The sequence below is a fragment of the Corynebacterium sp. HMSC078H07 genome (assembly GCF_001812805.1).
Lineage (GTDB): Bacteria > Actinomycetota > Actinomycetes > Mycobacteriales > Mycobacteriaceae > Corynebacterium.
In genome coordinates, this window is sequence record NZ_KV810495.1 from 28,036 (window position 1) to 40,603 (window position 12,568).

General features: G+C 60.3%; 9 protein-coding genes. 4 read left to right on the forward strand and 5 right to left on the reverse strand.

The features are described 5' to 3' along the window. Positions 1-2 precede the first annotated feature (2 nt). Together HMPREF2875_RS09215 and HMPREF2875_RS09220 are read left to right on the forward strand one after the other, a co-directional pair. The gene (locus HMPREF2875_RS09215; protein ID WP_070672402.1) at positions 3-2,081 is read left to right on the forward strand and encodes an acyl-CoA dehydrogenase family protein; all 2,079 of its coding nucleotides are present in this window, start codon (positions 3-5) and stop codon (positions 2,079-2,081) included. A 92-nt stretch (positions 2,082-2,173) separates the two neighbouring features. Further along, positions 2,174-2,803 carry a DUF6891 domain-containing protein gene (locus tag HMPREF2875_RS09220; protein ID WP_070672404.1) on the forward strand — a complete coding sequence of 210 codons (630 nt, stop codon included), beginning with the start codon at positions 2,174-2,176 and terminating at the stop codon, positions 2,801-2,803. Between the two features lie 30 nt (positions 2,804-2,833). Here the strand turns inward: HMPREF2875_RS09220 and HMPREF2875_RS09225 are convergent, their stop codons facing one another. The 5 genes from HMPREF2875_RS09225 to purS form a co-directional block, all read right to left on the reverse strand. Next, positions 2,834-3,547: a PAQR family membrane homeostasis protein TrhA gene (locus HMPREF2875_RS09225; protein WP_070672406.1), complete on the reverse strand. Its 714-nt coding sequence runs from the start codon at positions 3,545-3,547 to the stop codon at positions 2,834-2,836. A gap of 382 nt (positions 3,548-3,929) precedes the next feature. After that, positions 3,930-4,463, reverse strand: coding sequence for a DUF3800 domain-containing protein (locus tag HMPREF2875_RS09235; RefSeq protein WP_070672415.1), 534 nt, complete (start codon positions 4,461-4,463; stop codon positions 3,930-3,932). 132 nt (positions 4,464-4,595) lie between these two features. After that, positions 4,596-6,893, reverse strand: coding sequence for a phosphoribosylformylglycinamidine synthase subunit PurL (purL, locus tag HMPREF2875_RS09240; protein ID WP_070672418.1), 2,298 nt, complete (start codon positions 6,891-6,893; stop codon positions 4,596-4,598). Positions 6,894-6,921: 28 nt separating this feature from the next. After that, on the reverse strand, positions 6,922-7,584 hold the full coding sequence (purQ, locus tag HMPREF2875_RS09245; RefSeq protein WP_070672421.1) for a phosphoribosylformylglycinamidine synthase subunit PurQ: 663 nt from the start codon (positions 7,582-7,584) through the stop codon (positions 6,922-6,924). Next, a complete protein-coding gene (gene purS, locus HMPREF2875_RS09250) occupies positions 7,584-7,814 on the reverse strand; it encodes a phosphoribosylformylglycinamidine synthase subunit PurS (protein WP_039676532.1) in 231 nt (76 codons plus the stop codon). Before purS ends, purQ begins: the two co-directional genes overlap by 1 nt. 219 nt (positions 7,815-8,033) lie before the next feature. On the opposite strand from purS, the gene HMPREF2875_RS09255 reads away from it, so the two are divergent. Then, positions 8,034-11,318 carry an ExeM/NucH family extracellular endonuclease gene (locus HMPREF2875_RS09255; RefSeq protein WP_246817080.1) on the forward strand — a complete coding sequence of 1,095 codons (3,285 nt, stop codon included), beginning with the start codon at positions 8,034-8,036 and terminating at the stop codon, positions 11,316-11,318. A 538-nt stretch (positions 11,319-11,856) separates the two neighbouring features. After that, the gene (locus tag HMPREF2875_RS09260; protein WP_070672424.1) at positions 11,857-12,273 is read left to right on the forward strand and encodes a hypothetical protein; all 417 of its coding nucleotides are present in this window, start codon (positions 11,857-11,859) and stop codon (positions 12,271-12,273) included. Positions 12,274-12,568 lie beyond the last annotated feature (295 nt).

Here is a 12,568-nt window from a genome sequence, read left to right on the forward strand (position 1 = left end):
TCATGCCTTTGACCAAGTCCTCCGATAAGAAGTCCACCGTCGACCTCAACAAGAACGCCTCGAACGACGCCCCCAAGGCCGAGGCCCGCAGCCCCCACCGCCTGCCCACCACGCCAAAACCATCCGTAGCTACGGAGCTGGGCGCGCTTCTCGACGGCCCCCACGCCGCCTTCCGCGACGATCTGCGCACCTTCCTCAATGACCCAGAGCTCTTCCCGAAGTCCCACCTGCCCATGGCAGAGCAGCGCGAGCACACCTTTAACAATCTGGCCAAGGTGCGCGACTTCGGCGGCTTCACTCATGGCCTGCGCCGCGCCAACGGTGGTGCTGGCAAACCAAACCTCTCTACCTTTACCCTCGAGGGCCTGGCCTGGGTCGATGGCTCCCTGGCTATTAAGTCCGGGGTGCAGTGGGGTCTGTGGGGCGGTGCCCTCGACCAACTGGGCACCGAGCGTCACATCGAGTGGGTCAAGAAGGCTGCCAGCCTCGAGCTGCCAGGCTGTTTCGCCATGACCGAGCGCGGCCACGGTTCCGACGTCCAATCTTTGGAGACCACCGCCACTTACGATCCTGAGACCCAAGAATTCGTGGTGAACACCCCATCCGATACCGCGGTGAAGAACTACATCGGTAATGCCGCCAAGGACGGCCGCGCCGCCGTCGTCTTCACTCAGCTCATTACGCCAGAAAGCGATGGGCGTTCCCACGGCGTTCACGCCATCATCGTCCCCATCCGCGACGAAGAGGGCAACGAGCTGCCGGGCGTGACCTTGGGCGATCATGGCCACAAGGGTGGCCTGGTGGGCGTCGATAATGGCACCCTGCGCTTCGACAACGTCCGCGTGCCACGCGAGAACCTGCTCAACCGTTTCGCTGACGTCGATGAGAACGGCAAGTACTCTTCACCCATCGAGTCGAAGAACTCCCGCTTCTTTACCATGTTGGGCACCCTCATCCGCGGCCGCATTGGCGTATCCGGCGCTGCGGGTGCCGCTACCGAGGCCTCCCTCGACATCGCGATTCGCTACGCCAACCGCCGCCGTCAGTTCGAAGGCGCAACCGGAGCCGAAAAGCGCCTTATCGAGCACCGCCAGCACCGCCGCCGCCTGCTCATCCCGCTGGCCCGCACCTACGCGCTGCACCTTCTCTACAACCAGATTCTGGAGCGCTACCAGGAGCAGAACGACCAGCACGAGGCCGGCACGTGGTCCGTCACGGAGCCGACGGAGGAGCAGAAGTTTGCCTCCCGTGAGATGGAGTCCCTAGCTGCGGCTATTAAGGCTGCTCAAACCCAGCACGCTACTCGCACCATTCAAGAGTGCCGTGAGGCTTGCGGTGGTGCCGGCTACATGTCGGAAAACCGCCTGACCACGTACCGAGCGGATTCGGATGTCTTCTCCACCTTTGAAGGTGACAACACCGTGCTCATCCAGATGGTGGGCAAGAACCTGCTGACCGCCTACGGCCGTGAGATGAATGACATGAGCCCGTGGGACACCGTGAAGTACGCCGCCACCACCGCTACTGACGTGGTCAAGCGTCGTTACGGTTTCACTACCCGCCTGCAGGGCCTGGTGGACCGCGTGAACCCGTCCGAAGCTTCGCTGTTCGACGCCACCTACCAGGCAAAGCTTATCGACGACCGCGCCCAGTCCGTCCTTTTCTCCCTCGTGCGCCGCATCCAGCCGGCACGTAAGGCAGACAAGGTTCAGGCTGCGGCCATCGTGGACCAGTGCCAGGACCACCTCATCGCCGCCGGCTGGGCTCGCGTGGACACCTTGCTCGTACAAGCCATGATTGAGGCAGAAGAGCGCCTGGAGGAAGGCTCGCTGGCGCGCCAGGTCTTCGAGCAGCTGCGCCACCTCTTCGTCTTCGACACCTTGGTGCAGCACGCCGGGTGGTACCAGGAGCACAACCTCATCCCGGCTGGCCGCATCAAGGCTGCCCGCGCGGCCATCAACGACCTCGTTGATTCGCTTGCTCCGTGGTCCGTCGTGCTCGTGGATGCCTTCGGCGTTCCGGCTGAGGCTCACAACATCCCGATGCTTAACGAGGCCGGCGTGGATCCGCTCCACAAGTAAGCCACTACCGCATTTCTAGGAAGACACCCCGCCTGCGGGGTGTCTTCCCTGTTTTCAGACAGTGCCGATTAGAACTGTTTACTCTCTGAGCTATGACCACACAGCATCCAATGTTCTCCAGTTCCTTTCCGCCCTCCGATGATCTCCTTGAGCCAAGCCCGCTTCGCAACGACATCGCTCTGAGGCTCTGCCACGGCGAATCCCGCCAAGACATCCACAATGACTACATTGAAGTCCTCGATGACCCCACCGAATGGGAGGCTAGCCATGAGGAACCTTATCCAGAGGATTTCGACGCCATCATCGACGAAGTCGCCGCAGAATACGGCCGGCTGGTCACTGAAAAGTCGGAGGATGTTAAGCGTCTCGATGCCCTGCGCGACGAGCTAGCTCAATGCGATATCTCCTTCACGTTCAACGAAGCTTGGGATCTATCAGACGGCGTCTGGGTGGGCTCCGAACTCGCCGAAGAAGAAGGCCGCAGCGGTTATGTCTACTGCCACCGCCAAGACATCAGCCGGGTTATCTACAACGGCGAGCTGTACTTTGGGTTCTCCGCCATGGAGAAAAGCGAAGAGGCAACCATCAAGGTCGGCGAACAGCTCGTCGAAGCTCTGCGCGCCGTGGGCTTTGACCCCGAGTGGAACGGCTCAACGACAGGTCGCGTTCTGTGCCACGACGTCGCCCTCGAGTACCCCCTCGCCGACGACCTCACCGACTAGGTCCCTCCACATGGTCTGCCCTGTAAGAGGCTAGCCCGCCACCACCATCCAGATGGCTACCATGTGCACCACCGCCGCGGCAATCGTCGCGGTGTGGAAGTGCTCGTGGTAGCCATACCACCGCGCATTGCGCCCCGGCCACTTAAAGCCGTATATCAATGCGCCTAGCGAATAGACCACTCCACCTGCAAACAATAGCCACACCACGGCTGGGCCCGCGGACTGCCACAGGTTCGGCAGCAGCGGCAAAATAAGCCAGCCCAGCACGAGATACACCACCACATCCAGCCAGCGTGGGTGGTTAATCCACACCAGATTCAGGACAACGCCCATGATGGCTCCCACCCACGCCGCACTCAGCATCCACAGCGCCTGCGTGGGGTTTAGCACGATGGCACACAAAGGCGTGTAAGTCGCCGCGATGAAGACCGAAATCGTCGCGTGGTCAGCGCGCCGCCACCACTGCACCGCGCGCATGGATACCCAGGGCCAGCGGTGATACAGCGCCGAAACGGTAAAGAGACCAACCACGCCCACGCCGTACACCGTTACCGCGAGCCCCTGCCACCACGGCAGCGTCATCCACGCAAACGTGATGAGAACCGTGGAGGCGATGACCGATAGAATGGCCGCACAGAAATGCCCCCAGCCGCGCGTGAGTGGCCGCGGGCCGCGGTCTGCCATCCAGTAGGTGCGTTGGATGCGGGCCTCTTGGTCATTCGGAACTGTGGTTGGTGGAGTCATGGCTACGTTCCCCTCAGGTGTCCTAACCTACGTGGCCGTAAGCATACACGTTTTGCTGTGCACAACGGTGCCCTTAGTACCGTCGTCCATCACCACTTCGTTGGCCTCCGTGTTTCTAAATGACACCCTTGCTTCCCCGCGCGACGAAGGTCTAAAATTGAGGTCAAAGGTTCCGCCCCACCGAAAGAGCCCCTGAAGGCTTTCCGGCTTACCCCGGTAGGTGGGGCGGTCGCTTTTGGACCGGCCCACTCCAGTAATAAGACTTTCCCGCTGCAAACATATTAAACTGATCCCAATTGTGCCGGCTCGAAAGTGCTCGAACGTACTCATCCTTCCCCCTTTCCATTTTCTGAAACCAGGACCACGAAAAGTAGTCAGCAATCTAGCCATTCAGATCCTGTTTTACAGGATGAAAGAGCACACGAAACCTTAGCTGAAGCCCTTTCAACAGAGGCTTTATCCTTTTTTCAAATGCCGACCTTTCCTTGCCTGTAAGTACTGAATCGAAGATTAAGATCACTTCACTGACCTCTGCGTCTCCCCACACCGCATTTATCCATCTCCCCATTGCGCCAGCAAAGAGCCCCAAAAGCTGCGGAGGAGATTGGTAAGCCGGATGCGTCATTCGCTTATCCACCCAAATAGTGTGAACACGGCACCGCTCTATCTCATTAATTCGGTCGATTACTCGCTTTCGCGTTCCCTTCGAATTTTCTGTTGCATGAAACTCAAGGTCCTTGCTCCCCGATGCCATAAGTTCGTACTTCAAAGCCTGCAGTTTTGACGCGGTGCCCGCTGGATCAAACGTACAAAATGCTGTCATCAAGAAGTGCATGGAAGCTTTCGCACCGAACTGCATATCCCCCGATTCATCGAGAAAAACATACAAAGTTTCGGCTCTCTTCGTGTCTTCCATTGTTGTTCCCCCCGACTGCCTGTACTCAGTTATTGGCTTGAGTCTACAACGTAAATTGGAGCGCTTAGACGTCTCGGGCAGGGCCTCGCCGTAGCGAGAAACCCTGCCCGGTCGCAGTGCGAGGCGTGTGCTTTACTCCACGACGGAGTTGGCGCCCACCGCGTGGCCGAAGAGGTCCGGCAAGGTGGCCTCCCAGGCCCCACGCAGCTCAGAGACAGCGATGGACTCGCCGCCGAGTTCCAGTTCACCGTTGTCGGTGGTCTGGCCAACGACGACGGCCGGAACACCGCACTCCTCGGCGCGCTGCAGCAGCGTGTCGACGCGATCAGCAGTCGTGGCCACCAGTACGCGGGAGGCGGACTCGGAGAAGGCCGCCACAAAGGAATCCTCATGCGCCTTCGACAGGTCTAGGCTCAGGCCCACACCACTGCGCTTGGCCATCTCGAATGCGGTGACGGCAAGGCCACCCTCGGAGATGTCGTGAGCAGCAGTAATGCCCTCGTTACCCACGAAGAAGTCCGCGAGGCGCTTCTCGTTGGCCAGGTCTACCTGCGGCGGCAGGCCGTTGAGTCCGTCCTTCGACTGGTGGCCTTGCTCGTGCGCGTTCACCTGCTGCCAGATGGAGCCACCGAACTCATCCTTGGTCTCACCCAGCAGCACGAGAACCTCCGGCTCATCCACATGGCCGAGCTCGTTGCCGATGGATTTATGGACGTCATCGATGACGCCGAGGACGCCCACGACGGGCGTCGGCAAGATCGGCTCCTCGCCAGTCTGGTTGTAGAAGGAGACGTTACCGCCGGAGACGGGGATGCCGAGCTCGACGGCGCCATCGGCAAGCCCATGCACGGACTCGCGGAACTGCCACATGACGTCCGGGTTCTCCGGGGAACCGTAGTTGAGGCAGTTGGTGATGGCCACGGGACGGGCACCGGTGACGGCCACGTTGCGGTAGGCCTCTGCCAGCGCCAAACGTGCGCCCATGTTCGGGTCCAACTTGGTGTAGCGACCAGAAGCGTCAGCAGAGACGGCCACGCCGCGGCCGGTCTCCTCGTCAATGCGCAGCACACCAGCGTTGGCGTGGTGAGACTGCACGGTGTTTCCGCGCACGTAGCGGTCGTACTGCTCAATGATGAAATCACGGGAGCACAGCGCCGGGGAAGCCACGAGCTTCTTCAGCGCTACGGTGAGGTCCTGCTTCTCGACGCCTTGGAACTCCTGCAGCGCATCCTGCCACTCCGGGCGGGCATACGGTCGGTCATAGACTGGGCCCTCATTAGCGATGGTGTGGGCAGGGGCATCCACCACTACCTCGCCCTGGTGGCGAATGATGAGATGGTCACCGGTGGTGACCTCACCGATTTCCGCGCAGGTGACATCCCAGTGCGCGCAGATTTCCTTGAACTTCTCCACGTTCTCCGGGGTCACCACGGCGCACATGCGCTCCTGGGACTCGGAAGCCAGGATTTCTGCAGCGGACATGTTCTCCGCACGCAGCGGAACGTTGTCCAGGTTGATCTCCATGCCGCCGTCACCGGAGGCAGCCAACTCGGAGGTCGCGCAGGCCAGGCCCGCACCGCCCAAATCCTGGATACCGACGACGATGCCGGACTTGTACAGGTCCAGGCAGCATTCGATGAGGACCTTCTCTGCAAACGGGTCGCCCACCTGAACCGCCGGCAGCTTGCGCTCCGCGCCGTCCTCGAAAGTGTCGGAGGCCAACACGGACACGCCACCGATGCCATCGAGGCCGGTGCGCGAGCCAAAGAGCATGACCTTGTTGCCAGTACCGGAAGCAAAAGCCAGCTTGAGGTCTTCGACCTTCAGCGTGCCCACACACAAAGCGTTCACCAGCGGGTTGCCGGCATAGGACTCATCAAAGACGGTTTCGCCACCAATGTTGGGCAGGCCCAAGCAGTTGCCGTAGTGCGAAATGCCATCAACCACGCCCGGCAGGACGCGCTTGGTATCCGGGGCATCGGCAGGACCAAAACGCAGCTGATCCATTACGGCAATCGGGCGCGCGCCCATAGCCATGATGTCGCGGACGATACCACCCACGCCCGTCGCAGCACCCTGGTGCGGCTCCACATAAGACGGGTGGTTGTGGCTTTCCACACGGAAGGTCACCGCGTTGCCGTCCCCGATGTCTACCACGCCGGCGTTCTCACCAATACCAGCGAGAATCTTCGAGCCCATCTCTTCGGTCATGGTTTCGCCGAAGTAGCGCAGGTGCACCTTGGAAGATTTGTAGGAGCAGTGCTCCGACCACATCACGGAATACATGGTCAGCTCGGCATCGGTAGGGCGACGGCCCAGGATCTCGCGAATACGGGCGTACTCATCATCCTTAAGACCAAGTTCGCGGTAAGGCTGCTCCAGGTCCGACTGCTGCGTGGCCTGCTCGACGGTGTCGTTGTGTACGGTCATTGTTTCTCCTTATAACCGTCGGCGCGTGCTAAGCGACGACCTTGAGGGCGGACACAAACAAACCCAGACCGTCGGTAGACGGGCCGGTGAGAAGATCGATGGCATGCTCCGGGTGCGGCATGAGCCCCACCACGTTGCCGGCCTCGTTGGTGATACCAGCAATGTCATTGATGGAGCCGTTGAAGTTATCGGTATAGCGGAAGACCACGCGGCCCTCGCCCTCTAAGCGCTCCACGGTTTCCGCATCCGCCTGGAAGCGGCCCTCGCCGTGCTTGGCAGGAACGAGAATGCGCTGGCCCTGCTCAAACTCGCTGGTCCACGCCGTCTCAGCGTTGGCAACCTCAAGGTAGGTATCCACGCAGTGGAAGTGCAGGCCCTGGTTGCGGGTTAGCGCACCGGGCAACAAGCCAGCCTCGGTGAGAATCTGGAAACCATTGCAGATGCCCAGCACCGGCATGCCCTTATTCGCAGCCTCGACAACCGCACGCATCACCGGAGCAAGCGCCGAAATAGCGCCGGAGCGCAGGTAGTCGCCGTAGGAAAAGCCGCCGGGAACCACGACGGCATCGACGCCACGCAGGTCCACGTCCGCATGCCACAAGGACACGACTTCGGCGCCGGCGGTGCGGGCGGCGCGGGCCGCGTCGACGTCGTCAAGCGTGCCCGGGAAGGTAATAACGCCGAACTTCATTACTGGATGACCTCGTAGTCCTCGATAACCGTGTTGGCCAGCAGGGTGGAAGCAACCTTCTCCAGCTCCTCAGCGCTCACGGAATCATCGACCTCGATTTCGAAACGCTTGCCCTGGCGCACGTCGCTGACACCAGCAACCCCGAGGCGCCCCAGCGCGCGGACGACGGCCTGACCTTGCGGGTCCAAAATCTCGGCCTTGGGCATGACATTGACAACTACACGAGCCATGAAAATTTTGCCTTACTGTGCGTGAGTATGGGTGCCCCGTCAGTCTATCGCGCAACCGGGGAGGTTTGGCGAATCCTCAGGGGGTGAACAACCCCTAAACGAGTGAAGAATTCTTGGACAATCTCTCTTTAACCCCCAGCTCTCCGGTATCGCACTACGCCACCAGCGAGTAGAACAAGATTCACTGTCACTCATCTCCCCGATTCAAGGACTCTTCTCATGCGTCTCAAGCGTATTGGCTCGCTCGCCATCGCCGCGCTGGTTTCCACCTGCGTGGTTGTTCCTCAGGCCACTGCCGCGGTGGACGGTTCCACCGCCGTCATTTCTGAGGTGTATGGCGGCGGCGGTAACAAGAACGCCCCGTTTACCCACGACTTCATTGAGCTCTACAACCCGACGGATACCGCCATTGATGTCTCCGGCTGGTCCGTGGAGTACTTCTCTTCCAAGGGCAACTCCGGCGGAAAGACCACGCTTAACGGTTCCATCCCGGCCGGCGGCTACTACCTCATCCAGGAAGGTGGCGGCGGCGAGGGAGCTCCGCTGCCCACTCCGGATGCCGAGGGCGGTCTCAGTATGTCCGGCTCCAAGGGCTCGGTGAAGCTTTACGACGCCTCCGGGTCCGAGGTTGACGTGGTGGGGTACGGGGCGGCGTCGATAAGCGAAGGCTCCCCCGCCAAAGCCCTGAGCAGCACCACCTCCGCACAGCGTAACGACGCCGGTACCGACACCGACGACAACGCGGCCGACCTCGCCACCGCCGCCCCAACACCGAAATCCGGCGGCGGCGCAACCGCGCCGGAACCGGACCCCACCCCGGCCGAGCCGGGCTCCACCGTCACCATCCCGGACATCCAGGGCACCGGCGCAGAGTCCCCGCTCAAGGGCCAGACCGTCACCACCCAGGGCGTTGTCACCGCCGTGTGGCAGGGTGAGAAGTCCCTCAACGGTTTCACCATCCAGACCCCGGGCACGGGTGCGACCGCCCCGACCGAGGCCTCCGAGGCTGTCTTCGTCTACACCGGCGGCACTGGCTTCTACCCGTCCATCGGCGAGTCCGTCGAGGTCACCGGCAGCGTTGATGAGTACTACGGCCAGACCCAAATCGCCCTGACCCAGGGCTCTGTGCTTACCGACGCCCTCCCCGCCGTCACCCCACTATCCCTCGACGCCCTTCCGGAGGGTGACGAGGCCCGTGAGAAGCTCGAATCCATGCTGCTCAAGCCCGGCGTGCACACAGTGACTGACAACTACGGCCTTAACCGCTACGGCGAGCTGGGTCTAGCCCCGGGCACGGAAGCGCTGCGCCAACCGACAGACAAGTTCGCCCCAGGCAGCACGGAAATGCATGCTCTGGAAGAGTCCAACGCGGCGAAGTACGTCATCCTCGATGACGGCTCTACCCGTGACTTCACCCGTGATGGTGCCTCGACGAAGCTGCCGTACATCATGCAGAACGGCTCGGATGTGAAGACCATCCGCACCACCAACCAGGTGGAGTTTGCGGACTCCGGCGTCATCTTGGGCTACGGCCACAACCAGTGGCGCTTCCAGCCCACCTCGATGATTACCGGCGACTCTGCCACCGCAGACCTGCCGATTACGTGGGACCCGGCTCGTCCGGAGGCCCCACAGGTGGAAGGCGATTACACCGTGGCGGCGTTCAACGTGCTCAACTTCTTCATCAACTTGGGTGAGGACAACGGCGCGAAGGCGTACAAGGACCGTTTCGGTAACGGCGTGGGTTCTGATAGCGGCACCTTCCGCGGCGCGTGGTCGAAGTCTGCGTTCAATGACCAGAAGGGCAAGATCCTCACCGCGCTGGAGGGCCTCGACGCCGATGTCATTGGACTGTCTGAGATCGAAAACGCCGCGAACACCGTGGGTGGCTCCTACGATGACGCCGTGAAGTACCTCGTGGGTGAGCTCAATACCCGCGCGGGTTCTGAGAAGTGGGATTACGTTAAGGCCCCGGCGAACGCGTCAGCAGATACGGACGTCATTCGTACCGCGATCATCTACAAGAAGGATCGCGTCGAGCCGGTTGGTGAGGCTACCCTCCTTGAGGACGAGCGTTTCAAGGGTACCGCCCGCACTCCGCTCGCTGCGGAGTTCAAGCCGGTTGCTGAAAAGGCTGATAAGTGCGCTCCTGAGGTCCCTGATTCCTTCGTGGTGGTAACCAACCATTTCAAGTCCAAGGGCTCCGTGGCTAACGGTGATAAGGACACCGGCGACGGCCAGGGCAATAACCCGAACGTGCGCAATGCTCACGCTCAGGCAGTCCTGGATGGTTTGTCCAAGCAGCCGCAGTGGCAGGAAAAGGCCACCTTCGTCATGGGTGACCTGAACTCCTACTCCAAGGAAGACGCCATCTCCATCTTCCGCAACGCCGGCTACACCATCCCAGTTGAGGAACTCAACCCCGAGTCCGAGTGGCAGGCAGTGGCCTCTTACCAGTTCTCCGGCCGCATTGGTTCCCTGGACCACATCCTCGCCAACGAGCACGTCGACGCCAAGGCCGCACAGACCTGGAACATCAACTCCGATGAGCCGATTGCCATGGAGTACTCCCGCCGCAACTACACCGGCGGCGACGTCTTTGAGGCCGACAACCCCTACCGCTCCTCCGACCACGACCCAGTCAAGGTGGGCTTCAACCTCGGCACCGTCGAGCGCTCCACTGACGATCTCAAGGACTGCGACCCGTCCGAGGATCCAACGCCGTCTGACGACGCCCGCAGCATCAACTCCGTCACCATCAACGACGAAGGCCACCTCATCATCACCTACACCGACGGCACCACCGAGGATGCTGGCAAGGTCGTCGGCTCCGATGGCAAGGACGGGCAAGACGGTGACGACGGTAAAGACGGCGGCAAGGGAGATAAGGGCGAACCCGGCCAGGACGGCAAGGACGGTAAGGATGGCGAAGACGGCCGTGGCATCAAGTCCGTGACCACCAACGACAAGGGCGAAGTCGTCGTTACTTACACCGACGGCACCTCTGAAATCCTCGGCACCCTCGCTGGCTCGAAGGGCGACCAGGGCACTCCGGGCCGCGATGGCTTCGATGGCGCACCAGGCCGCGACGGCACCGATGGCGCAAACGGTAAAGACGGCAAGGACGGCAAAGACGGACGCGGAATTAAGTCCGTGACCACGGATGCCGACGGTAACCTCGTTATCGCCTACACCGACGGCACCTCAGAAACCGTCAAGTCCGGCGACAAGCCAGCCGCCCCAGCAGATGGTTCCTCTGTGAGCGAGCGCTGCTTGCCGACGGTCCTCGGCCTCACCATCCCAGCAGCCCTCGCCATTCCGCTGGCTTTCCTCGGCGGCTTCGGCGCAAAGCTCAACATCCCGGGCCTTGAGCCAGTGAAGAAGCAGATTGAGTCGCTCACTCGTAATTTCCCGCGTGAGGCTCAGTACGCCGCTGGTGGCATTGGTCTGCTGGCTGCACTTGGCATCATCGCTGCTGCCTGCGCACCGACCGACTCTGAATAAAGCGCCCGACCCAGCCTTTTCTTACGCCTAAGCTGGGGTTCCATTCGTTGTCGATGTGGGCGTCGTATGTGGCTGGTCGCCCGTCTGGGTGGCCGCCCACTTCTTTCCGGGGCCCACCATCAGCAAGCGTTACACCACACTAAGGGTCGCAAACGATCATGACTGGGGAGTTGTAAAGTTCGCAAAGCCGATTTCTTCCAGCTGGTTTGGAATTAAACCGAGCGATGCTTCTTCCGCTTTCTCCGGGCAAAAGCAACTGTCACCAGATTTCCAGGAGAGAAAGGTACGAGCCTGATTCGCGACTACGGGCAACTGTGGACAATGAGCGGAATTCTTCAGCCAGGAACCCAAACTCGACTCTGATATAACTTAGACACCACGGGCGGACAAAGCGGTTCGCCGGTCTATACAACAGACAACGTTGCCATTGGCATTCACACGCATGGCATCAGTCAGCTAGACTTCCCTGAAAACAGTGCCCTACGTATCAGCCCAAGCATGCTAAATACCTTCAATGACATTAAGGAGAGCCAAAACAATGCAACCACCGATCCCGGTTCCAACTCAGGTTCAAGCTCTAATCAATAACCCCAGTAATCTTCTCGGACTCATTGGTACCATTCTGGGCATTATTTCCCTAGTTGTTGGAATCAGTGTAGGCCAAGGTCTCCCCGACGATGAGCAGCCCAAGCCCAATGCAGGAGAATCAACGATTCAAGTTGTAACCTCCAGTGGTAACCCGGCAGGCGAATGTAAGCTTATTGGTCTTTCGCAGGAAAAGGTACACACGACTAATGCCAATGGCGTGTACTTCTACGCGTTGGAACCTGGTTCACATACCATCAACGCATCTTGTTCGGGGCTTTCCAGCCTTTCCTCCGCGCGAGTGCTCGAGGGTAGTCAGGAAGTAACTGTCAATGACGAGCCGGTAATGGTAAAGATTGTTGTTAAGTAGATTGGCCCTAACTTCCTTGGTTCTAAAGAGCTAAGAGAAACACGCGGGTGTCCCAGGGAGAACTCCTGGGGCACCCGCTTTTCAATGAACCACGCCTAATTGGAGAGGGAACCGTACCTTCGTACGCGCCCGTATGAGAAGCTGGCGCATTTAATGACCTCAGCAAAACAGCATTTTCAAGCAAATGAACGCTTTTAAACCTCTGCCCCAAGAGCACCAAACGCTTATCTGCATGTGTTTGCGCGGGCAGTTGGCTGTTAATGTTGCGCAGGGGTATCTAGTAACACCGTGGTGA